The organism is Luteimonas sp. A277 (genome assembly GCF_054052045.1).
Window position 1 is genome coordinate 37,738 of sequence record NZ_JBSVRG010000001.1, and the last position, 24,191, is coordinate 61,928.

Below are 24,191 nucleotides of genomic sequence, written 5' to 3' on the forward strand. Positions count from 1 at the left end.
CAGTTCATGAAACGCAAGCCGACGATTGGAAGAGAGCGGATCCTGGCGATCGCCATGGGCTTTTTGGCAGTCTGCATTGGCGGCTCGGGGCACGCCGCGTCGTTCCCGGAGTACCCGCTGCAAACCGGGACGGGGTCGATTCCGCCGAACATCATGTTCATTCTCGATGACTCGGGCTCCATGGCGGAGACATTGATGACCGATGCGAACAGCGTCGGTCCCAGCGAGAACTCAATCCGTCGTCGTTCAAGCAACTACAACAGGCTCCATTACGATCCTCAAGTAACTTATCGGCCATGGATGCAGCATGATGGAACTCGCCACAGTGGTGGTGAAGGTCCTGGCAACGTGTATAGCAATACGACCCTGCTGTCTGGCGGCGATGAACTGGGTGATCTTGATCGGGACAACGAACGCACGTTCTATGTGCCCATTGAGGGAGCCTCCGATCTTACGGATAGATCTCAGTACTACCGTTACCAGGTCGTCAATGTAATTGGTGATGGCACGAGTGACCTGAGGATTGTGCGCAGTCGATACATGGAAGTCAGCGGTACGAATGAAGGGGTGGCGGGCGCGGGCTGTTACTCGTCAAGCCAGTATGACTGGCGGAACTGTGAATATGAGACTCCCACGACGACCCGTGACGAGTCCGCGGAAGTAGCAAATTTCTCCACTTGGTACTCATACCATCGCACACGAGCAAAGGTTGCGAAGGCGGGGGCCGCAGAAGCGTTCGGCCAGCTTGGCGAAAACTTCAGAGTTGGTTACGACTCGATCTGGAACCGAAATGGCCCCTCCTCGGTTTCTGGAAACCTGCCGGCGTACCCGATTCCAGTCGTCGGGAACGACGGTGGGCTGTTCAAGGGGAAGAACCGGGAAGACTGGTTTGACTATCTTTATCGGGCTAATGCGAACGGGTGGACGCCGCTTCACGGTGCCCTGCAGCGGACCGGTGACTACTTTGAACATGAAGCCGGAGCCAAAGGCCCATGGGGCCCGGAGACCGGAGCAGCTCAGCTCAGCTGCCGGCAGAACTACGCGATCTTAACCTCGGACGGCTACTGGAACGACAATAGCGGCTTCTCAAGCGTCGGCAATGCGGACGGTAGGGACGGGCCGGAGATAACGTCGGCAGACGGACAGAAAAAGTATCAGTACAAGGCTGCCCGGCCTTTCTCTGATGGACAGGCAGATACGCTTGCAGATATCGCGATGCACTATTGGAAGCGCGACTTGAGGCCCGGAGATCCGGCTGATGGCGGGCTGGCGAATAACGTGCCTTCTACGTCGACGCGTCAATACGGGGCTTTCTGGCAACATCTGACGACCTTTGCGGTCTCCATCGGATTGCAGGGAACCATGGTTCCCGACGATGTGCAGATGATCGAGCAGGGATCGCTGCCCTGGCTAAACCCGTGGCGTAAGTCGGGCAATGATCCGATTGACGTACCAACTAGCAACAGCGATTGGCGGACCGCCGAGTCGGCGCGGCGAATCGACGACATGCTGCATGCGGCAGTAAACACCGGGGGAAGCTTTGTTGCCGCTACCAATCCGCAGGAGTTCGCCGAGGCGCTGAAAGGCAGCCTGGCGGCGATTGCGAGCAGGCGCGCATCGGGGTCCAACGTGGCATCGAACGGGCCGTCTCTCAACAATGGTTCGCACCTGTTCCAGGCAACATATACGTCGGGTGAGTGGTCCGGCGATGTTGTCGGAATCAGTATCGCCGGTGGCATGATCAACGATCCGCCGGCCTGGAGCATGGCATCCGTCGCCTTGGCGGATCCCGATGCGTTCAAGGCACGGGAGGTATATACGTGGGACGGATCAGGCACGGATTTCCCGACACTTGGGGAATCTGGTCAAGAAAATGACTTGGCCAGAAACGTCGGCACCCCGAACGTGGTGACGGGTGCCCAGAACGCCAAATACATCATGGGTAACCGCGCTGGGGAGGGGAGCGCGCCTGGAATGCTCCGTCGCCGAGCCTCTCCTATTGGTGACATCGTTAACTCGTCGCCGTTCTACGTTCCCGAGACGGATCACCTGTTCATCGGGGCGAATGACGGCATGCTGCATGGGGTTGATGCCGCGGACGGCACCACGTTGTTCTCTTACGTCCCGGCGGGGCTGGACTTCGAAAAACTGGCCATGCTGAGCAGCCAGGATTACACCCATCATTTCTTCGTGGACGGTGGAATCGATGTGACCACCAAGGACCAGGGTGGTGACAGGAATATCCTGGTTGCCAGCTTGGGGCGCGGCGGCAAGGGTGTGTTTGCGCTTGACGTCACCAGTGCGGAAACGCCGAACGCGAGCATGGTGCGCTGGGACGAAACATTTCAGGGAGATAACGGCGACGGCAATATGGGGCATGTGCTGGGAGCCCCGCTCGTGAGGAAGGGTAACAACGGTGAGACGCTGGCGTTTATTGGCAACGGAATCGACAGCGAAAATGGAAGCGCGACGCTGTTCATTTACAACGCGTGGACCGGTGCGGAGGTCAAGAGGATCACGGTTGATTCGGGTGGTGGTAACGGGCTTGCAGAAGTGCGCGCTGCGGACCTCAATGGCGACGGCAAGGCCGATGTCCTGTATGCCGGCGACCTGAAGGGTAACGTCTGGAAATTCGACGTCCAGAGTACGAGCGTGGATAAGTGGGGAATTGCACACGAATCCGGAAAAACCGCCGTTCCGATCTTCCGGGCAACTGACCCCTCCGGCAATCCCCAGCCGATCACCGCGGCGGTAGCGCTCGCCCGGGACTTCGTTTCCAACCAGACCTTCGTACTGTTCGGGACCGGCTCCTACATCACGAACGGAGACCTCACCGATACGCAGACCCAGTCTGTCTATGCGCTGATTGATTCGGGAAAAAAATTTCCCATAACCAAGGCTGAGCTTCAGGAGCGGGGGATTCCAATTACCGGTGTTGACTCGCTCGGTCGCCCCGCCAGGGCCTGGGAGTCGTGGTCGGCGTTGGATGATGGTAAGCGCGGCTGGTATGTGAATCTTGGCGTGCCGACGGAGGGAGAGCGCGTGGTAACGGCTCCGTTCGTCCGTGGGAACGCGCTGTGGTTCTCCAGCATCATTCCGCAGCCGGGCAGCGGTTGTGACTCAGGCGGTACGGGGTACCTGAATGCCGTCGATGTGTTTACTGGCACCAATCCGCGCGCGCCGGGCGGCAGCGGCACCATGACCTTCATCGACGTTGATGGAGACGGTCAGGGCAACGACCGGATCGCGGGAAGCCCGAGCGATGGTGAGGCGGGCTTCATCACGTCCGTGGACCTTGGGATCGGCATGCCTTCGCAGGGCCTGAGCGTGGGGAACTCGATTTACGTCTGCGGATCGGATGCGGAGTGCGGCCGGGCGCCAATTCCGCCCTCGGGATTTGGGCCGAACAGGCTCCGCTGGCATGAACTGGTTGGCAAGGAGTAGGCGTGATGATGCGAATGTCCCCCAAAACGGTGGGTTTCACGCTGATCGAACTGATGGTGACGGTAGCCATCGTCGCCATCCTTGCCGCTATCGCGTACCCCAGTTACATGAATCACATAACCAAGACCAGGCGCGGGGCTGCCGCCGCCTGCGCGATGGAGGCCGCGCACTTCATGGAGCGTCACCACACCACCAACCTCACGTACGCGGGGGCGGCGCTGCCAAGTACCGCCTGCATGGCGGAGATCAACGATTTCTATACCATCCGGCTGGCAGCGGATCCGGCATTGACGGCTTCCACCTTCTCGGTGGAAGCCGTACCGAAGGGGGGGCAGGACAGCCGCGACAAGCTTTGCGGCACGCTGACGCTCAACCAGTCCGGAACGAAGACTCACTCGGGAACGGCATCCGATGTGAGCCGATGCTGGTAGCGCCACTGCTCGTCCGTTTCAGTGCGGGGGCGCGCCTGTCTTAGGCCGTGTGGAGCACACGCGGCCGACGTTTTTGATGACGGTCTCGCCGGTCAGTCGGTCGGCGGTGCAGATGCGGATGGTCTGGTTGCTGTGCGCGCTGCGGCTATCGTGCTGGCAGCGTCGACGTACATCTTCTGGTCAAATCTCAAGGCTTGCAGGACGAGTCAGTCACTGCGGAACGGGCAGGCGGCGGGAGTCGTCTGCCGACTCGTCCGCGGCCGCCCGCCGTTGTTGACAATGACGCTGCCAAGGTGACCGTCGTCCCCCGTCCGGCACAGGTGGATGCTGAGATTGCTGCCATACGCCCAGCCGCCCGGAAGGAACCGCACGCGCAAGCGACCCGCGGTGCTGCGCAAGTGCAGTCCCGTGGGCACAGCGTCGAAGCGCTGGAGTACGGCGTCATCGGTAGCCGGTTGCCGGTCTCGCCCCGGATCGCGGTAGATGATCCAGCCGTCGCTCCAGATGGTGTCATTGCGGCAACGGCGGCCATCGGTGCTCGGGCACACCGTCACGGGCGCGTTGTCCTTCACGGCGCTCAGCCGCGCGGAGGCCAGTGAAGTCGTCAGCAGGTGATAGGTGGTTGTTTCGCGATTGCTTTGCAGCAACGCAGCGAACGACGGCACGGCGATCGACAGGGTGATCGCGAGTACCGCCATCGTGGTGACCAGTTCGACCAGTGTAAGCCCCACTTCCTTGTGGTCCATGCTCGGCTCCGTGCCAGGTGAGCGAGCAGGTTAGGCTGTGCTTTCAGGCCGTCATACCGGCATGTGTCGCGAGTTGGCGTCGGGAAAACCTGAAGTCCGTGTCGGGCGTTTCCTCGCCTGGCCCCGCCTGACTTCTCGCAGGGCTGCCCACGACTGCAAACGGAGGCCACCTGCTTCCTGGGATATTCTTGCAGGCCTTGTCACGGGTCTACACGGTTTGCTCTGGCCTGGGAATGGTCGACGCAAGTTCACCGCATTCGGCTCGATACGCCTACTGCTGCGGCTTGATTGTGCACTTGCACGTGGCCGTATGGAGCGAGCACGAAGTTCTGGCGCGGCGGCAAACGCGTTGGGCCACGGGGTTGCAATTTAGACGTATATGTCAAATAATCGACGGAACACCCCATTATTTGATGTATAGATCAAATGCAAACAGTCTTGGAGCTCGGTGAGGCAGTAGCTATGAGGCGGCGCTCCCTTGGCTTGAAGCAAGGGTACGTTGCCGCCAGCGCGGGTGTTTCCCAGGAGTCCCTGTCCCGCTTCGAGCGCGGCAAAGTGGCCGAGTTCGGCTCCCGCAAACTTCTGGCGGTGCTGGCCGCGCTGGGCATGGAACTGGAGTTCGTCGAAGTCGGTGCTTCCGGCTCGCTGGACGAGCTTCGGCGTGAGCGCGGGGGCGGCGAGTGAGCCTGTCCGTCCACGTACTCGGCCGTGAGGTTGCCACGCTCGAAGCAGAAGGCGACTTCAAGAGTTCGATGATCTATCACGACGGTGTGGGTACGGATGACTTCGTCTCCCTGACCATGCATGTGCGGCCTGAACCCTATATCTGGGACGACGTTCTGCACCCGGTCTTTCAGATGAACTTGCCCGAGGGGTACCTGTTGCAGGTGCTGCAGGAGCAATTTGGCCCGGTCATTGGCGCCAGTCCGATGGCGCTCCTGTCGGTCATCGGCCGCAACATGATTGGACGCATCCAGGTAGCTCCGTCGGGAGCAAGCCTGGACGTGCCTGCGCAAGCCGTAGACGTCGCAGGTTTGCTGCAAGGCGACAACTCCGAGGAGGCTTTCGCCGAGCTGGTTCGCCGCCATGCCACCAGCGGCGTATCGGGCGTTGTGCCGAAGTTCCTGGACAACGCGACCGTGAAGACCGGCACCGGCCCGCACACCAAGACCACGCTGCTCACGCACAAACACATCATCAAGGGATCATCCCGGCTCTTGCCGTTCGTGTCCCTCAACGAGCACCTGTGCATGCAGGTAACCCGCCGTGTGATGCCTGCCGCGGAGACCGAAGTATCCCGAGACGGCCAGGCTTTGGTCGTCCACCGTTTCGACGTGGACGAGAACGGTGCCCGCCTTTGGGGCATGGAGGACTTCTGCACCTTGCTGGGTCTGCGCCCTGCCGCCAAGTACGAAACCACCTGGGAGCGCATCGCCAAAGCAGTCCGCGATCACGTCCCAGTCGCAAATCGGGTGGGCGTCTTCCGCGAAATGGCGACCATGCTGCTGCTGACCTACGCCCTGCGTAATGCCGACTGTCATGCCAAGAACGTGGCTCTGCGTTACACCCGCCGAGAAGATGTCCATCTGGCGCCGGCCTACGACATGATCACAACCGCCGCCTATCCGGACTACGCCAGGAATCCGCCGGGCATCTCGTTGATGGGTAAGAAGACCTGGGACCCTGGCCGGAATCTGCAGACCTTCCTGACCGCGGCTTTCGGACTGTCGGCGCGCGACCAGGTGGAGATCGTCGAGAAGATTGCTACGGCTATGGCCGAAGTAGGCCCCAAGGTCCGCGAAGCAATGGACGAACATCCGGGCTTCGTGGAGATAGGAAAACGCATGCTGCTTGCTTGGCAGGAGGGAATCGGCGGCCTGCGGCACAATCGTATCTACGCCATAGGGGAGGCTGAGCTGGGTGAGGCGTTCACCAACTTCTCAGATCCCCAACCCGTCAAGACAGGGCGCCAGGTGATCGGCCGCTCCGGGTTGCTGGGCAAACACTGAGTAGTGCTTCGGGGCCACGAACATGCGAAATCCCTCCCGGAACGGGAGGCTGGTTTTATCATCTGACATGGGTGTTCCCCGGACTTCCGCGAAGAACCAAAAAGGGCCCGCGATTCGCATCGCAGGCCCTTGAATTCTTTGGCGCCCGAAGCTGGACTCGAACCAGCGACCCCCTGATTAACAGTTTCCTTGTAAAACACTAGGTTAGTGATTCTTAGTGTTGATGTGTATCAACCTGTGCAGAGTGAAATCAATTAAGAATCATCAACTTACGTCAACTTGGGTTGATGCGTGAAATCTGCTGGTTGTACCTGTGCTGTACCTCATGAATGACACCGCGCCCCCTTTCCTGACTACCGTAGAATATTCCGACAGGTCCGCCAAGTGAGCCCAAGAGTGATGGTACTGCGACATCACGCCACTTGGAGTAGGCTGTACCCATGACACAGCTTGATCCCCGCGTTTCCGAGTTCGAGACCACTGAGGCCGCCGAGAGTTACGATCGGTGGTTCCGGGCGAAGGTCGAGCGCGCCATGGCCGACACGCGGCCGACGATTCCACATGACCAGGTGATGGCGGAGATGGAGGCGATCATCGTCGCGGCCGAACGTCGCCGCGCATGACGCTTCCGGTCGAGTGGCAGTCGGCCGCTCGGCATGATCTCGCCGAGATCATCGCCTTCATCGCCAGCAACAACCCCTACGCCGCCCGCGCTCTGAAAGACCAGGTCGAGGCCGCACCGCTTCCCTTGAGCGATCACCCCTACCTTGGGCGCGCGGGGCGCGTGGCAGGCACGCGCGAGCTTCTGGCACACCCTAACTACTGGCTCGTCTACCGCGTTGGCTCGATCAGCGTGGAGATCCTCGCCGTCTTGCACGCTCGCCAGCAGTACCCCTAAGCGTCCCAAGCGCCAGGAAAGACGGGAGCTTCCAGAAGGCGGCGTTCAGTCTTGACTTGCGGTATCTCTTGTGTTCGAAGAGCTACTAGGTACGTCGCCGCTTCCGTCGGAACCGGAGGTCGATCTCCGGTTCGCCTAATGTTACGTGCCCTGTTACGGGGCAAAGAAAAAAGGGCCCGCGATTTGCATCGCAAGCCCTTGAAATCTTTGGCGCCCGAAGCTGGACTCGAACCAGCGACCCCCTGATTAACAGTCAAGTGCTCTAACCAGCTGAGCTATTCGGGCGGGGAGATCGGCCATTCTAAGGAATTGCGGCAGTTGGTCAAGCCACTTCGACGTGCAGGCGGACGCCGAGGGCGCGGATCACGCGGAACAGCGTGTCAGCACGTGGCTTGGCGCCTGGACTCAGGGCCTTGTAAAGGCTTTCGCGGCCCAGTCCCGCATCCCGTGCGACCTGGGCCATCCCGCGCGCCCTTGCGACGTAACCAAGCGCCCGCAGGAGCTCGTTGCCGTCACCGTCATCCAGCACCTGGTTCAGGTACTCGGCGATCGCTTCCGGGCTGTCCAGGTGGGCAGCCATGTCAATGGGAAGCGTTCCTGGGTTCATGATTTGTTCTCCTTCGCCAAGTGTTGCGCGCGCTGGATATCCAGTCTCTGCGTCCGCTTGTCACCGCCACAGAGCAGAGTTGCCAGAACTCGCTCTCGCTGGGTGAAGTACACCCGGGTGTTGTATTCATTTGGATACGGCCCTGCAATCTGCTTGGACCTTGGTCGGGGATGCCGTTCAGCCTCGCGGGCAGGGCGTCTCCAGCGCCGGCCTGGCGCTCCGCACCCGCCCGAGGTTATTGACCACCACGGTGCCGGCCAGGCGTTCACCGGTGAACACCATCCAGCCTTGGCCCCAGTCGCTGTCATTCCGGCAGCGGTAGTCGGCCGTGCGCGGGCAGACGACGACCTGGGCGCGGCGCATGATGGCGGTGCTGCGGGCCATGGCCAGGTCTGCGCTGACCTGGTGCATGGCGGTGGAGACGCGGGTGCGCTCCAGGGTGCCGCTGAAGGCGGGCAGGCCGATGGTCAGGGTGATAGCGGCGATGGTGGAGCGTGGTGAGGAGTTCGATAAGGGTCAGACCAGCGTCCTTGCGGGTCATGGGGCGGCTCCGGGAGGGTTGGGAACAGTCTGGGGGCGGGGTTCAGCGCTGGGCATCGCCGGAGGAGGCGTTGGGTGGTAGGGGGGGGATTGCTGAAATCAGGGTCGGGCTGGGACTGAGGGGGCACGCGGCTTCGCGCCCATGGGGCGCTCCTACGGGGCGTGGTCAGGGGGCGTTGATGAGGAGGGTTTAGACTTGGGGGTTTCCCCTGCTGCGCCGCCTTGCCAATGAGTGACCACCTCGAATCACGTCCCTTCCAGCTGGCCTCGCCCTTCGAGCCGGCCGGCGATCAGCCGCAGGCGATCGAGAAGCTGACCGAGGGATTCGAGGCTGGCCTGGCGAAGCAGACGCTGCTGGGGGTGACCGGCTCGGGCAAGACGTTCACCATCGCCAACGTGATCCAGCGCGTCCAGAGGCCGACTCTGGTGATGGCGCCCAACAAGACCCTGGCGGCGCAGTTATACGGGGAGTTCAAGCAGTTCTTCCCGCACAACGCGGTGGAGTATTTCGTCAGCTACTACGACTACTACCAGCCTGAGGCCTACGTGCCGTCGTCGGACACGTACATCGAGAAGGACAGCTCGATCAACGACCACATCGAGCAGATGCGGCTGGCGGCGACCAAGGCGCTGCTGTCGCGGCCGGATGCGCTGATCGTGGCGTCGGTGTCGGCGATCTACGGCCTGGGCGATCCGGACGATTACCTGAAGATGCGCCTGATCCTGTCCGTGGGAGAGCGGATCGACCAGCGTGCGTTGATCCGGCACCTGACCCAGCTGCAGTACAGCCGCAACGACATCGAACTGCGCCGCGGTACCTATCGGGTACGGGGCGAGGTGATCGATGTGCACCCGGCCGAGTCGGACGCGGAGGCGCTGCGGATCGAGCTGTTCGACGGGGAGATCGAGGCCCTCAGCCTGTTCGACCCGCTCACCGGGGCGGTGCAGCGCCGGGTGCCGCGCTTCACGGTGTACCCCAAGACACATTACGCCAGCACCCGCGAGAGCGTGCTCAACGCGATCGAGACGATCAAGGCGGAGCTGAAGGAACACCTGGAGTTCCTGTACTCGCAGAACAAGCTGGTGGAAGCCCAGCGACTGTCGCAGCGCACCCAGTTCGACCTGGAGATGATGGCCGAGGTGGGGTACTGCAACGGGATCGAGAACTACTCCCGGCACATGACCCGCAGCCTGCCGGGCGAGCCGCCGCCGACGCTGTTCGACTACCTGCCGGCGGATGCCTTGCTGGTGGTGGACGAGTCGCACGTAACAGTTCCGCAGATCGGGGCCATGTTCAAGGGCGACCGCTCGCGCAAGGAAACGCTGGTGGAATTCGGCTTCCGGCTGCCGTCGGCGCTGGACAACCGCCCGCTGCGCTTCGAGGAGTGGGAGGAGCGGGCGCCGCGGACCATCTTTGTTTCAGCCACGCCGGGTAAATATGAGCTTGAGCACGCCGAGAACGAGATCACCGAACTGGTGGTCCGGCCCACGGGGCTGATCGACCCGGAGGTGGAGATCCGTCCGGTGGCAACCCAGGTTGATGACGTGTTGTCGGAGATAAACAAGCGCGTTGCTATGGGCGACCGGGTGTTGATCACCACGCTCACCAAGCGCATGTCGGAGAACCTCACCGAATACCTGGCCGAACACGGGGTCCGGGTGCGCTACCTGCACTCTGACATCGAAACGGTGGAGCGGGTGGAAATCATCCGTGACCTGCGCCTGGGTGAGTTCGACGTGGTGGTGGGGATCAACCTGCTGCGCGAGGGCCTGGACATGCCGGAGGTGTCGCTGGTCGCGATCCTGGACGCGGACAAGGAGGGCTTCCTGCGCTCCACCGGCTCGCTGATCCAGACCATCGGCCGCGCCGCCCGCAACGTGCGCGGAAAGGCGATCCTCTACGCCGACCGGATCACCCGGTCGATGCAGGCGGCAATTGAGGAGACCGACCGCCGCCGGCAGCGCCAGGTCGAGTACAACGAAAAGCACGGCATCACCCCAACGACTGTGGCCCGGGCGGTGATGGACGTCATGGAGGGCGCGCGATCCGAGCCGGCGCTGGAGAAACGCGGGCGGGGCAAATCGCGTCAGCAGGTGGCTGAGGAGGTCGAGGACTATGCCTCCATGGCGCCGGCACAGCTTGCTGTGAAGCTGGCGGAGCTGGAGCAGCAGATGTACCGCCACGCCCGCGACCTCGAATTCGAGGAGGCCGCCCAGGTCCGCGACCGGATCCGCCGGCTGAAGGACGCGTCGCTGAAGTGAGGTCCCCCAAGCCTCTCGCCACCGTTGGGAGGATCCACCCGCCCCAGCCGGCTTGCGTAGGAGCGCGCCATGCGCGCGAAGCCGCGTGAATTCAACCCGAACCCGCAGGGTCACTTCCCCGCTTGTCGGGATGGAAAGGGGAAGGTAGAATTCCCGGTCTTGTCCGTCAGCTGACGGCAAGGCGATACGGGCGGTTAGCTCAGTGGTAGAGCACTACCTTGACATGGTAGGGGTCGGGGGTTCGAAACCCTCACCGCCCACCACTCAGGTCCCTGTCAACAACAGGTTCTGAGTGAAGACAGATAGCCCGGCCAGCGCGCCGGGTTTTTTGTGCGCGCGCCTCGGGCAGCCTCATCAGCCCCACCTGCGACGCCGGACCAAGAAGATGAGTTGTTCAGGTTTCCCTGTCACCAAACCGCAATAGAGCGGATCTGTGACACCTGTCCTTCAAGTGGTGCGCGTAATGCAGCAGCATCACTCGTTATCGCTGCGTTCATAAAATACCGCACCGGCGTGGACGCGGCCGGAGTGAGGGGGACATCGCCTCTTCGCCTCGAAATTCAGATCTAAAGGGAGATTGACGGCGATGAACGCAACGATCGTGGTGAAAGCGACCGGTGAGACCAAAGAGGTCTCCCAGCAAGGACCTATCGAGCTTGCGGAGGCGGCGGTTGTCACTTTGCCCCTCAGCAGCAATCAGGTCCGTTCTGTTGAGAGGACCGGTGAAAACGGCCGCGATCTTGCGCTGATCACACAGGCGGGCGAAAGAATCCTGATCACCAACTTCTATTCTGAAGACGAGGAAGAGCAGAGCGACCTCGTGCTGCAGGACGAAAACGGTGCATGGCTGTTGCAGGGTGACCCTGCTGCAGGCGAATGGGCCTTCGTGGCCGACCCCGCGGCCGCTGGAGCAATGGCACCTGAAGCTGCAGCCTTGGACAAGTCGGATGCTGGCGCGATCGCTCTGGGAGTTCTTGGCGCCGGCTTGCTGATTGCCGCTGCCGGAAGCGGCGGCGGCGGCGGAGGGGGCGGACGCAGCCAGCCCAACCCGGTCCCCCCGCCCACGCCTTCAACCCCAGCTCCCCCAACAGCGGAAATCAACGACGCCGGTGACACCGTCAGTGGTACCGCGGAACCTGGCACGACTGTCACCATCTATGACGAAGACGGCGCTGTTATCGCTACCGGTGAGGCCGGTGCCGATGGCAGCTTCTCAGTGACCCTGGATCCGGCCGTGACTGACGGTGAAACGTTGACGGTGACGGCGACGAATGAGGCCGGAAACGAATCCGACCCCACGTCCATCACGGCGCCAGTTCTCGATACCACGCCACCTGATGCGCCGACCGCCGAGATCAGCGCCGGAGGTGATGCGGTCTCCGGCTCGGCCGAACCGGGCTCCACGGTCACGATTTACGACGAAGACGGGACTGTGCTCGCCACGGGCCAGGCCGACGCCGAGGGTAACTACTCGGTGGAGCTTGATCCGCCCATGACGGGTGGTGAATCGCTTTCCGCCACGGCGACGGACGACGCTGGGAATGAGTCTGCCCCCACCTTCATCATGGCGCCCGATCTCGGAGATGACGGCGACGCGGATGCGGACGCCGACGCTGACGCCGATGCGGACGCAGATGCCGATGCCGACGCAGATGCCGATGCTGACGCGGACGCGGATGCAGATGCAGATGCAGATGCAGATGCAGATGCCGATGCCGATGCCGATGCGGACGCCGACGCGGATGCTGATGCGGATGCGGATGCCGACGCTGATGCCGATGCCGATGCGGATGCCGACGCCGACGCCGACGCGGACGCTGATGCGGATGCCGACGCCGATGCGGATGCCGACGCCGATGCGGATGCTGACGCCGATGCGGACGCTGACGCCGACGCCGACGCCGACGCCGACGCCGACGCGGATGCCGACGCTGATGCGGATGCGGATGCGGATGCGGATGCCGATGCCGATGCCGACGCGGACGCCGACGCGGATGCCGACGCCGATGCGGACGCTGATGCGGACGCTGACGCCGACGCCGATGCCGATGCGGATGCCGACGCCGATGCGGACGCTGACGCCGACGCCGACGCCGACGCGGATGCCGACGCCGACGCCGACGCCGACGCGGATGCGGATGCTGACGCGGACGCGGACGCGGACGCTGATGCGGATGCGGATGCGGATGCGGATGCGGACGCCGACGCGGATGCCGATGCCGACGCGGATGCCGACGCTGACGCTGACGCCGACGCGGATGCGGATGCGGATGCGGATGCGGATGCTGACGCCGATGCGGATGCTGACGCCGACGCCGACGCCGACGCCGACGCCGACGCCGACGCGGATGCCGACGCCGATGCGGACGCGGACGCGGACGCGGATGCGGATGCGGATGCTGACGCCGATGCCGATGCCGATGCCGATGCCGATGCGGATGCTGACGCCGACGCGGATGCGGATGCGGATGCGGATGCGGATGCTGACGCCGATGCGGACGCCGACGCCGACGCCGATGCTGACGCGGATGCCGACGCGGACGCCGACGCAGATGCGGATGCCGATGCGGATGCCGATGCCGACGCCGACGCCGACGCTGATCTCGAGGCGTACGACGATGTGGCAACGGCAAGCGTCAACATCACCCCTGCCACCGACGACGTCGATCACGGCAGCGTGAGTTACCTGCTCGGTGTAGGCGTTTCGCTCCTGGATCTGGACCTGCAGGCCACTGTGCTTGGCACAAATTTCCTGAGTTTCGAGGTTGAGCCTGGACACGCCCAGGACCTGACATTCACCTTCAACGCGCTGCTCGATCTCAGCTTGCTGGGCGACTACCAGGTAGTTGTCCAGAAGTGGGATCAGGACACCGGCCTGTGGACCGACATCGGAGGGTCCGGGGAAGCGTCGCTGCTCACGATCGGGTTGCTGGACGGCGACGTCTACGGCGTCGAACAGGAGCTTGAGTCAGGCGAATATCGCGCCTTCCTCACCTATGAAGGGGTTGGTCTTTCGATTCTCAGCTCCCTCGTCGTGGCCGGTACGGACTACGACTTCACCGACGCCGACTACCAGTCGGTCTCTGTGGCCGGCAACGTCATCACCGACGCGAATGGAGACGGCGACAGCGACGTGGTCACCGATACCACTGTCGTCCAGAGCGTCAATGGAGTGTCGATCGGCGCCGGAGGTACGGATGTCGCGGGGGCGCATGGGACGCTGACGATCAATTCCGACGGCTCCTATATCTACGAGCCCAATGCGGATGGGTCGGGCATCGGCCAGGTCGAGCAGTTCGAGTACACGCTGCTCGATCCGGAGACTGGTAATACCGCTGCGGCGACCCTGTATGTCCAGATCGACAGCGACAGCGTCGAGATGACCTGGGATCCCGACAACCCGGGTGAGCCCGCAACGATGGGGTTTGGTGCTGGCGACGATGTCGGCGACGCCGCGGTCGAATGGACCAATGTGGTCGATGAAGACTATTTCACCGACACAAACGGGTCGTTGGTCGGGGTTGGGGGTCAGACCTACACCAGCGAGACGTTCGTCATTTCGGACAACATGGAGGTGGCTGGAAGTATTGAAGCTTCGTTGTTGTTAGGGCTGCTGCCTAGCGGCGGAGTGTTCCTGGAGCGACAGACAAGCTCCGGAGAGTGGGAAATTGTTGCCCAGGATTCGTATGGCTCCTTGATTGGGTCCGGCGTTGTGGCGTCAATTGATCTTTCTGATGTCACCTTTACCGCAGGCGTCTACCGTGTCCGTGCGACTAGTAGCAGCGTGTTGGGAGTCACGGTCAATATCGCGTCGGATGTCGATGTGACTTACCTCGATCAATTTGAGGTGGCTAGTGCTACCAGCGCCACGGGCAACTTGTTGGCCAATGACGACACCGGTTCCAGCTTCACCACGCTGCAAATCTTCAACGGGACGGAGTTCGTAGACGTCACCGGTAGTGTGACGGTGGATGGCACCTACGGCACGCTGACCGTAAACGCAGAGGGAGGCTATACCTTCACACCACACGCTGAACAGGATCACTTCGTCGACGCCTCGCAGGATGTCTTCGAGTACCAGCTGGTGCATCCAAGCGGTGCGGTGTCCGGGGGCACGCTGACGGTGACGGTGGATCCGTCGGGAGCCGGAGTATTGGCGACCGAGATCGACCTGGATTCGATCATTGCCGACGCTGATGGCACAGCGGTGGATAGCGAGGCGATTTCGTCCGAGGAAGGCCGTAGTGAGGTTGAGGAGATGCTCTCTGAAGCCAACCAGGAAGCCCCACTCCAGGTACGCGGTGCCGGCGATGAAATCCTCACCATGGACAGTGGCGATGTGGCTGCCTCTTCCGCAGGTGTGGCGATGGAGATCGAGCAGCTCGCAGTCCTGCGTCAGGAGGATGAGCTGGATATGCTGCTGAGCCAGCAGGCCAGCAGTCCCCTGTAAGGCTTCCAGACGCAATGGAAGCTTCCGGAGGGCCGGCCACTGCGGTGGCCGGCTTTCCAGCGGTGGTGACCATTGTTGCCGGGGTTTTGGAACAGGGACGTTCCCGGGCCGGCAGTTGCAGGAGATGGGTTTGAAGGGCAGGGCAGTATTGTGCGGCGTCTGTATGTCGCTGTTTGTTTCGGCGGTCCACGCCGGCCTTCAGGTCCAGAGCGCTGACGTAAGGAACATCCTGATAGAAGCCCCCGCGGATCCATCGCGCTCTTGCGTGTCGCCGGCGGGATCAGAAGTGGGAACAGAGGCCGCGCCAGCGGCGGAGCTGACGTGGCATGAAGCTGTCCGGATCGCGGTCACGCGGCATCCAAGCGTGCTTGCAGCCCAGGCCACGGTGCAACAGCAGTCCAGCTTGATTGATGCAGCCCGGGCCGGGTACCGGCCACGGGTGCAGGCGGAGGTGACCGCCGGGGAACAGGGCGAATTCGGTACCGGTCAGGTGGCGACTGTCGGCCTGACCCAGATGCTGTACGACTTCGGCAAAACATCCAGTGCGGTGGAGCGTGAGCGTGCCGGGGAGCGGCGTGAGCAGGCTGCGTTGCTGCAGGCCGTGGATGAGGTGCTGGAAAGCACAGTGCAGGCGCTGATCGAAATCCATCGTCATGAAGCGCTGCGCGCGCTGATCCAGGAACAACTGGAATCGTTGGGAAAGGTGGTGGAGATCACCGAGCTTCGCGCGGAGGCCGGTGCGGCCACGCGCAGTGATCCGCTGCAGGCGCGCTCCCGGGTGGAAGCCGTTCGTGCCCGGCTTCTGGCCGTTGATTCCCAGCTGAGGCAATGGCGTACGCGGCTGGGCACGTATGTAGGCGCCCGTGGCGGGGCGCCGGTTGCGAGCGCACCGGAGGCGGCGTTGCAGTGGGCCTCTACCGACGCGGATATCGAAAGATTGCCGGCGCTGCAGGTGGCGTCGGCACAGCGGGAAGCGGCCCATGCGGACCACCGCAACGCTCGTGCGCAGCGCTACCCCACCGTGGCGCTGGAGGCCAATGCGAACAGGCGGCTGGGGCAGGCCGGCGACCGCTATGAGGATATGTACGGCAGGAACAGCTACACCACTACGTTCCTCTCTGTAAGGGGTTCGTTGTACGAAGGCGGGGAGATGTCGGCGCGGGCAAGGGCGGGAGCGAGCGCAGTCGAAGCGGCGGAAGGGCGGGTCCAGGCGGAGCGTCTTGCTGCGCTGGACGATCTGCATTCCTATCGCGAGCAGATCGAAGGGCTTGGGCGCCGTCTGGGGGTGCTGCAGCAGCGGGTGTCGAGCATCACCGAAACAAGGGATCTTTACTGGGAGCAGTACCTGGCACTGGGTACACGCAATGCGCTTGACCTGCTGAATGCAGAGCAGGAAATCGGACAGTCCCGGGAAGATCTGGAAAACGCGCGCCATGACCTGTGGGTCGCGCAGTTGGGCCATCTCCTGTCGGCCGGGCGCGCACGTCAGGCGTTTGACCTGGAGACACCATGAAGGACGACATCGCCACAGCACCGGAAGGCAGCCATGAGCCGTGGCTGGAGGCGTTGCTCGGGATCGCCCGGCACTACCGGATTGATGGTTCGGAAGAGCGTGTGCGGGTGGAAGCCGACTGGCGCAGCCGGGACCAGGAGCTGGACGATGTTGTCCAGCACATGGCCCGGCAGCTGGGGCTGGTGGCGGTATTCGAGCAGCTGAGTCCGGAGATGCTGGACCCGTGGCGCCTGCCGATGATTGCCGATCTGGGAGATGGCCAGGTCGGCCTTGTCGAGCAGGTCGATGCCGATGGACAGGTGGTATTGCGGCTCAGCGGTGATCGCGGATTGACCACCACTGTGGATCGCCAGGAAGCAGTGCGGCGGATCCGCCGGGTCCTGCTGGCGAAACCCCAGTCGGCGGTACCGGATGCCCGGGTTGACGAGTACATCCGGCCTTGGAAGGCCAACTGGCTGGTGGGCATCGTGCTCAAGGAATGGCCACGCTACCTGGATGTGATGCTCGCATCGCTGGTGGCCAATGTGCTCACCCTGGCCGCGATCATTTACACCATGCAGGTGTATGACCGGGTGATCCCGGCCCAGTCCATTCCAACGCTCTGGGTGCTCTTCGGCGGGCTGCTGATCGCCCTCACGTTTGCTTTCGTGATGCGCGTGTTGCGCACGCATATCTCCGACCTTGCGGGTAGGCGGGCAGATCTGCGGATTTCCGACAGGGTGTTCGGGCATGCCTTGCGGATCCGCAACGATGCGAAGCCAAGGTCGACGGGCAGCCTGATCGCCCAGCTGCGCGAGCTGGAGCAGATCCGCGACCTGGTGGCCTCGACTACCGTCGGGGCCATTGCCGATCTGCCATTCTTCCTGCTGTTCCTGGGCGTGATCTGGCTGATTGGAGGGCACCTGGTGCTGGTGCCGCTGGCCGCGCTGCCCCTGCTGCTTGTGCCCGGACTCCTCGCGCAACGACCGCTGGCAAAGCTGTCCAGGGCGGGAATGCGGGAGGCATCCATCCGCAGCGCGATGCTGGTGGAGAGCGTGCACAACCTGGATGACATCAAGCTGCTCCGCGCCGAACCCAGGTTCCAGAACCAGTGGAACCACATCAATGAGACCACTGCCGGCATCGGGGTCAAAACCCGCGGGCTGATCGGTGCCTTGACGGCCTGGACCCAGGAGGTGCAACAGCTGGTGTACACCACCGTGGTGCTCGTGGGCGCATACGCGGTGATGGATGGTGAGCTGTCGGTGGGCGTGCTGGTGGCCTGTTCGATGCTTGCTTCCAGGATGGTGGCGCCGCTGGGCCAGATGACCGGCGTCATGGCCCGCTGGCAGCAGGCCAAGGTCGCGCGGGAAGGGCTGGACGAGCTGATGAAGCGGCCCGTGGACCAGCCCGAGCGCTCTGTCCGTGTGCACCGTTCGGTGCTCCGGGGTGATTACCGGATCAGCAATCTGAAATTCAGCTACGAGGACGGCGGCCGACAGGTGCTCGCAGTTGAGCAACTGGGGATCGCTGCGGGCGAAAAAGTGGCCCTGCTGGGGCGGAACGGCGCGGGAAAATCCACATTGCTGCAGCTGCTGGCCGGGATGCGACTGCCGCAGGAAGGTGAGCTGATGCTGGATGGGCTGCGGATGTCCGTGCTTGATCCCATGGATGTCCGGCGCGACATCGCCTTGCTCAATCAGCACTCGGCATTGTTCTACGGGACCCTCCGCGACAACCTGACCATGGGCCTGCCGCATGCAAGTGACGAGGAGCTTGTTCGCGCACTGACGCTGAGTGGCGCGTCTGCCGTGGTGCGCTCCCTGCCTGATGGGATGGACCACATGGTGCAGGAAGGAGGGCGGGGGCTGTCGGGAGGCCAGCGCCAGCTGCTGCTGCTGGCCCGCACGCTGATCCGGGAGCCCAACGTGCTCCTGCTCGACGAGCCAACCGCGTGGCTTGATGAGAGCAGTGAACGCCGCTTCATCCGGGGGCTGAAAGGCTGGCTGGAGTCCCGCACCCTGGTGGTGGCCACCCACCGTCCGGCGGTGCTTGAATGGGTCGACCGGATCATCGTTGTGGATCAGGGGCGGATCGTGCGCGACGGCTCGCCGGCGGAAGTCCTGGTCAAGCCAGGTCGTGCGACGGGTAAAACCAGGCCTGGCGATGGGGGTAAAGCATGAGCCTGGGCGGACTCCGATCAGAGATGGGGCTGGAGCGAAGCCGCACCCCGCTGGCGTCCTGGGTGGTGTGGGCGCTTGTCCTGTGCCTGATCTGCCTCGGGGTGTGGGCGAGCATCTTCGAGCTGGATGAGGTGACGACGGGCCCGGGCAAAGTCATCCCCACTTCCCGCGAGCAGGTGATCCAGTCGCAGGAGGGCGGGATCGTGGCCAGGCTCCATGTGCGCGAGGGCGACCTGGTGGAAGCGGACCAGGTACTGGCAAGCCTGGATCCCACACGATTGGAGGCCACCGTGGACGAAAGTGCATCACGCATGCGTGCTGCACTTGCCAGCGCAGCCAGGTTGCGGGCCGAGGTAACCGGCAAAACGCTGGAATTTCCAGACGAGTTGCATACAAACCCCGATCTGGTGCTGTCCGAGACCGCGCTGTATCACTCACGGCGGGAAAGCCTGCGGGAAAGCTCCGAGGGTCTCCGGCGCGCGCTGTCACTGGTCAACCAGGAGATCGGGCTCACCGAGCCGCTGGTGGCCCGAGGAGCCGCAAGTGACGTTGAGTTGCTGCGCCTGCGACGGCAGGCAACCGAGCTGCAGAACAAGCTGACCGACCTGCGGACCCAGTACATCGTCAACGCACGCGAAGAGCTGGCCCGTGCCAATGCCCAGGTCCTCGAGCAGCAATCCGTCACCCGTGGCCGCGCCGACACGTTGGCACGTTCGACGATCGTGTCTCCGGTCAAGGGCATCGTAAAGAACGTGGAGGTCACCACCGTCGGCGGCGTTATTCCGCCCAATGGCAAGCTGATGGAGATCGTGCCGCTGGATGACCAGCTGCTGATCGAGACGAGGATCTCACCGCGGGACGTGGCGTTCCTGCATCCCGGCCAGCGCGCGGTGGTGAAGGTGACCGCTTACGATTACCACATCTATGGCGGCCTTGAAGGCGAAGTCGTCATGATCTCGCCCGACACGATCCAGGATGAGGTCAGTCCCGATGTTTTCTATTACCGGGTCTATATCCGCACTGGGAAAGATCATCTGGTCAACAAGGCCGGGGCCACGTTTGCGATATTCCCGGGCATGGTGACCACGGCTGACATCCACACGGGCAGCAAGACGGTGATGAACTACCTGATGAAGCCGTTGAATCGCGCGCAAGAGGCGCTCCGGGAGCGATGATGGAAAGACCAGTGGCCGTGCCAGCATGACCACCGATCCCGATCCCGATCCCGAAGGCGACACGGCGGGTCACCACCTCCCGGTGCCAAGTGACTCCGCAGCAGCTTCTTTGCCAGAGCTCGCGCCGCTGCTCGGTCGGGCAAAGCAGGTGATGGAGCGGATCTGGCAGAAGTCCGTGGCCGACGGATTGGCTGGACCCGATGCGTGCGTTCTGTTTTTCGCCAGCAGCAGCGGAGCCGAACGCGCCATCGTGTTTACCGCCCGCGGCGGCAATTTCGCGGAAGCCTGGGAAAGCGGCGCCGCTGAGCTGCATGCGCGCTGGCACCGCCGGGGTCTCAAACCACGCTGGCTGCGGGTGGAGGCCGCTTGCTCAGTCCAGGTCACCACCTGGGGAGATATCTGCAAGCAGCTTGCTGCGACCAAACGCAATTACTGGCGGCGATGCATCGCGTTCGATGCGGATCTGGAAACGGCCCTCCTGGCCCAGGAATGTGCCGGCGCCGCGCTGCTGTATGACAGCAAACAGCCGGTAGCGACACCCAACAGCAACAATCTGCGCGTGTATGCCCGCCGCCGCTTTCAACGCGATCTGGCCTGGCCGGATGATCCGTCACAGCCGATGTGGCTGTTCGACACCCGTGCAGTCTTCACCGACGGCGAGGGGGTTGAGGAGATCGAGCACGCCGGCCGCAATCGCGGCTATCGCAGGATCAAGGATTGGGGGCCGGAGGTTGATCTGGATGTAATACGCCGGAGCACCGGTTACCTTGCGCGACAAGTCAAAGCGGAGGGGCGCTACGAGTATGGCTGTTTCCCCTGTTTTGACCGTGCCATCCCCACCTACAACGCGCTGCGCCATGCCAGTTCCACCTACGCGTTGCTTGAGGGATGGGAGCTGACCGGAGATCCCGGCCACGAAGCCGCCGCCTGTCGCGCCTTGGATCATCTGTGCAAAGACCTGATCCGTGAGGCCGATCTGCTGGATGGAACCCGGGCGGCTTTCCTCGTTGATACAGGCAATGAGGTCAAGCTCGGTGGCAACGGCGTGTGTCTGCTGGCCCTGAGCAAATACACCGAGCTGACCGGTGACCGCCGCTACCTTCCGTTGCTGGAGAAGCTCGCATTGGGGGTCCTGCACATGCAGGACGCTTCAAGCGGAAGCTTCGTCCATGTCCTCCACTGGCCAAGCCTGCAGGTCAAGAATGAGCATCGCATCATCTACTACGACGGCGAGGCCGCGTTTGGACTGATGCGTCTGTACGGCCTGACGCGTGATGCGCGCTGGCTGTCTGCCGTTGAAAAAGCGTTCGAACACTTCATCGCCGCCGAGCACTGGCGCGCGCACGATCACTGGCTGTCGTATTGCGTCAACGAGTTGACCCTGTACCGCTCGGACCCGCGCTACTACCAGTTCGGTCTGGACAACGTGCGCGATCACCTGGATTTCGTGCGCACCCGCATCACCACCTTCCCGACGCTGCTGGAATTGATGATGGCGGCGCGGAAGATGATCGACAGGATCAAGTCCGACCCGGAACATGCGCATCTGCTGGACGGGTTTGACCTGGACAAGTTCCAGGACGCACTGGAGTGGCGCGCGCGCTACCTGCTCTCAGGATTCTTCTGGCCTGAAGTGGCCATGTTCTTCCGTAACCCGGAACGTATCCTCGACGGCTTTTTCATCCGGCACCACGGCTTCAGGGTGCGCATCGATGATGTGGAGCATTATCTGTCAGGGTATGTAGCTTATTGGAAGTGGCTGACATCCCCAGTCGGCAACGTCTCTCGACCTGTAGCGACGAGAGCGCCGTGTGACGAAGAATCCCACTTCCCTGCGGACCTGCAAGGCCAAAAAAACGGTGAGCTCGACGATCTTCTTCTGCAGCCGATCATCGGGGGATGGTTGCATTGGCGGGCGGCACAGGCGTGGGCGGCCATGCGCGCTGCCGCGTTGGCGGACGGGGTATTGCTTGAGCCAACCTGTTACCACGATACCTATCGACCTCTGGCGATACAGGAGCGGGTTTTCCTTGCGCACTATCAGGACCAGCCGGTCGCGGGGGCGGAGCCTGTTGCCTGGCAGGAAAAACACTGGTGGCTGAAGCCCGGGCGCGCGTCGGTCATGGTGCCTGGGAGCTCGCGACATGGCCTGGGCCTCGCGGTTGATATTCACGGGTCCGGGAATCCAGCACGGATGGACTGGCTCAAGGCCAATGCCCCCCGTTTTGGATGGCGCTGGACCGTGCCAAGCGAATCCTGGCATATCGAATATCTGGCCGGAGACGTTCCCCCCACGGCCGTTGTCGACCACTTGGGAACGCTGGCGAGGGCAAACGACCGAAGACCCCATGGCTGGACGAAAGAGGCCGTGCGGATTGCTACCGGCGGAACCTGGTTGCGGGCGCCCCTGGCCCCGGACTGGATAGCCACCGGCCTCTGTATCTGGGCGCCCTCGATGGCACCCGGGCAGCTGGTTGTTTCGCGTTTTGACGAGCAGCCTCTTGGCCTGAAACCCGCAGTGCTGGCAACCCTCCGGGACCCTCCCGGAGGCGTCATCATGGAAGACGATCGGCAAGCCGAGGTAGCCGAAAGGCTCCCCGTGCTGCGGGTGGAAAATCGCAAGCAGGCGGTGCTGCGTCTGGGGGCCTATGCGCGCTCGCAGATGAGCGGGAAAGTGCTCGCGGTGACCGGCAGTTCGGGAAAGACAACCACGGTGGGGATGCTTGCCGATGTGCTTGAAGGCTATGGTCCCACCAACCGGACGCAACACAATGCCAACCTGCCGCCGGGAGTGGCCTGGAACCTTGCCTCGATGGATTGGAGGGCGCCCTTTACGGTGCTGGAGCTCGCTATTGGTCGGATGGGCGAAAGTGCCCGGATGACACAGCCTGACGTCGCCTTGGTCATCAACGTTGGCGAGGCACACCTGCGGTATCACGGCAACGTCGATGAGATTGCCCGACGGAAAGCGAGGATCTTCAGTGGCATGCTGCCGGGCAGCTTGGCAGTGCTTAACCGGGATTTGCCCCAGTGGCGCATATTCGCCTCCCAGGCCGCGCGCTTCGGGCTCAGGACGATCAGCTTTGGTCGCAGCGCGGGTGCCCAGGCGCGTTTTTTGGACCACAGTCCGGCTACTGGTGAGGTTCACGCCCGAATTCTAGGACAGGAAGTGCGCTACGTACTGGGTGTGGCCGGTGAGCACATGGCGATAAACAGCCTGGCCTGCCTGGCGGCAGTTGCCGGAATGGGCCTCCCTTTGGAGAAAGCACTATCCCGACTGGCGCATGCCGCAGCTTTGCCTGGCAGGGGTGAAATCCTCAATTTGGAAGTAGAAGGCAAGCCTCTTCGGATCATCGACGATGCCTACAATGCAAACCCCATTTCAATGGCCGCTGCGCTGCGTCTGATACGTGATACGGAGCCCCCGCTGCCGGAAGGGCGCAGGGTGCTGGTGCTTGGTGACATGCGTGAGCTGGAGCCCAGGGCGGAAGAACTGCACGCCGCCTTGGCATCCGAGGTAGGTGCGGCCCAGCCGGATCTGCTGTTGCTTTGCGGTGAATACATGAGCCACTTGCAGGAGGCAATGGCGGGTGAAGCCCCCTCCCACTGGTTCCCGGATGTGGAAGCGCTTCAAGTCCGGCTGCTGGAGTTCTTGGAGCCGGGAGATCTCGTCCTGGTAAAAAGCTCGGCCGGGACCCGGCTTTCTGAGCTGGTGCGGTATCTGCAGCAGTTGCACGCGCCTTCGGTCACCCCAATGGAGAGGTGAGCTCCAAGCGGTGATCGTGGGAAATGGCCGGCAGGATCGTCCCGCTGGCGGCTATATCGCGGCTTACGCTACCATGCTGAATTGACTCTTCCAGACTGGAAAGGTGGCCCGCGGAAGCGCCGGCCGAGTGTGCGACATGGCAACTACCAGCGACCAGTGTTGATTGAACCGCGGGGCCCATCCGCCAA

Annotated in this window: 15 protein-coding genes and 2 tRNA genes; 13 read left to right on the plus strand and 4 right to left on the minus strand. The window is 62.8% G+C overall.

Going from position 1 to position 24,191, the window contains the following annotated elements; translation table 11 throughout:
* Positions 1 to 6 precede the first annotated feature (6 nt).
* Together ACW7G2_RS00180 and ACW7G2_RS00185 are read left to right on the plus strand one after the other, a co-directional pair.
* On the plus strand, positions 7 to 3,444 hold the full coding sequence (locus ACW7G2_RS00180) for a pilus assembly protein (protein ID WP_456971529.1): 3,438 nt from the start codon (positions 7 to 9) through the stop codon (positions 3,442 to 3,444).
* 5 nt (positions 3,445 to 3,449) lie between these two features.
* Positions 3,450 to 3,875 (plus strand): type IV pilin protein, encoded by a 426-nt coding sequence (locus tag ACW7G2_RS00185; RefSeq protein ID WP_456971531.1) that lies wholly within the window; start codon positions 3,450 to 3,452, stop codon positions 3,873 to 3,875.
* 206 nt (positions 3,876 to 4,081) lie between these two features.
* On the opposite strand, the gene ACW7G2_RS00190 is transcribed toward ACW7G2_RS00185, so the two are convergent.
* Positions 4,082 to 4,621 (minus strand): GspH/FimT family pseudopilin, encoded by a 540-nt coding sequence (locus ACW7G2_RS00190; protein ID WP_456971533.1) that lies wholly within the window; start codon positions 4,619 to 4,621, stop codon positions 4,082 to 4,084.
* 426 nt (positions 4,622 to 5,047) lie between these two features.
* Between ACW7G2_RS00190 and ACW7G2_RS00195 the strand changes: the two genes are divergently transcribed.
* The 4 genes from ACW7G2_RS00195 to ACW7G2_RS00210 all read left to right on the plus strand — a co-directional run bounded on the left by ACW7G2_RS00195 (position 5,048) and on the right by ACW7G2_RS00210 (position 7,528).
* Entirely contained in the window at positions 5,048 to 5,305 is a 258-nt protein-coding gene (locus ACW7G2_RS00195; protein ID WP_456971535.1) for a helix-turn-helix domain-containing protein, read from the plus strand.
* Entirely contained in the window at positions 5,302 to 6,630 is a 1,329-nt protein-coding gene (locus tag ACW7G2_RS00200; protein WP_456971537.1) for a type II toxin-antitoxin system HipA family toxin, read from the plus strand. The genes ACW7G2_RS00195 and ACW7G2_RS00200 overlap by 4 nt, the downstream gene beginning before the upstream one ends.
* A 440-nt stretch (positions 6,631 to 7,070) precedes the next feature.
* A complete protein-coding gene (gene relB / locus ACW7G2_RS00205; RefSeq protein WP_456971540.1) occupies positions 7,071 to 7,253 on the plus strand; it encodes a type II toxin-antitoxin system RelB family antitoxin in 183 nt (60 codons plus the stop codon).
* On the plus strand, positions 7,250 to 7,528 hold the full coding sequence (locus tag ACW7G2_RS00210) for a type II toxin-antitoxin system RelE/ParE family toxin (RefSeq protein WP_456971542.1): 279 nt from the start codon (positions 7,250 to 7,252) through the stop codon (positions 7,526 to 7,528). The genes relB and ACW7G2_RS00210 overlap by 4 nt, the downstream gene beginning before the upstream one ends.
* A gap of 208 nt (positions 7,529 to 7,736) precedes the next feature.
* Here the strand turns inward: ACW7G2_RS00210 and ACW7G2_RS00215 are convergent.
* The 3 genes from ACW7G2_RS00215 to ACW7G2_RS00225 form a co-directional block, all read right to left on the minus strand.
* Positions 7,737 to 7,813, minus strand: a tRNA-Asn gene (locus ACW7G2_RS00215).
* 37 nt (positions 7,814 to 7,850) lie between these two features.
* Positions 7,851 to 8,135: an addiction module antidote protein gene (locus ACW7G2_RS00220; protein WP_456971544.1), complete on the minus strand. Its 285-nt coding sequence runs from the start codon at positions 8,133 to 8,135 to the stop codon at positions 7,851 to 7,853.
* A 177-nt stretch (positions 8,136 to 8,312) separates the two neighbouring features.
* Positions 8,313 to 8,546, minus strand: a complete 234-nt coding sequence (locus tag ACW7G2_RS00225; protein ID WP_456971546.1) for a GspH/FimT family protein — start codon at positions 8,544 to 8,546, stop codon at positions 8,313 to 8,315.
* Positions 8,547 to 8,903: 357 nt separating this feature from the next.
* On the opposite strand from ACW7G2_RS00225, the gene uvrB reads away from it, so the two are divergent.
* From uvrB to ACW7G2_RS00260, 7 genes are all read left to right on the plus strand, one after another.
* Positions 8,904 to 10,937: an excinuclease ABC subunit UvrB gene (gene uvrB, locus ACW7G2_RS00230; protein WP_456971548.1), complete on the plus strand. Its 2,034-nt coding sequence runs from the start codon at positions 8,904 to 8,906 to the stop codon at positions 10,935 to 10,937.
* Positions 10,938 to 11,125: 188 nt separating this feature from the next.
* A tRNA-Val gene (locus ACW7G2_RS00235) sits at positions 11,126 to 11,200 on the plus strand.
* Between the two features lie 323 nt (positions 11,201 to 11,523).
* Positions 11,524 to 15,387, plus strand: a complete 3,864-nt coding sequence (locus ACW7G2_RS00240; protein WP_456971550.1) for a BapA/Bap/LapF family large adhesin — start codon at positions 11,524 to 11,526, stop codon at positions 15,385 to 15,387.
* 163 nt (positions 15,388 to 15,550) lie between these two features.
* Positions 15,551 to 16,900, plus strand: coding sequence for a TolC family protein (locus ACW7G2_RS00245; protein ID WP_456971552.1), 1,350 nt, complete (start codon positions 15,551 to 15,553; stop codon positions 16,898 to 16,900).
* Complete coding sequence (locus ACW7G2_RS00250) at positions 16,897 to 19,062, plus strand: type I secretion system permease/ATPase (protein ID WP_456971554.1); 2,166 nt, start codon at positions 16,897 to 16,899, stop codon at positions 19,060 to 19,062. Before ACW7G2_RS00245 ends, ACW7G2_RS00250 begins: the two co-directional genes overlap by 4 nt.
* Complete coding sequence (locus tag ACW7G2_RS00255; RefSeq protein WP_456971556.1) at positions 19,059 to 20,237, plus strand: HlyD family type I secretion periplasmic adaptor subunit; 1,179 nt, start codon at positions 19,059 to 19,061, stop codon at positions 20,235 to 20,237. The genes ACW7G2_RS00250 and ACW7G2_RS00255 overlap by 4 nt, the downstream gene beginning before the upstream one ends.
* 25 nt (positions 20,238 to 20,262) lie before the next feature.
* On the plus strand, positions 20,263 to 24,003 hold the full coding sequence (locus ACW7G2_RS00260) for a Mur ligase family protein (protein WP_456971558.1): 3,741 nt from the start codon (positions 20,263 to 20,265) through the stop codon (positions 24,001 to 24,003).
* Positions 24,004 to 24,191: the final 188 nt, after the last annotated feature.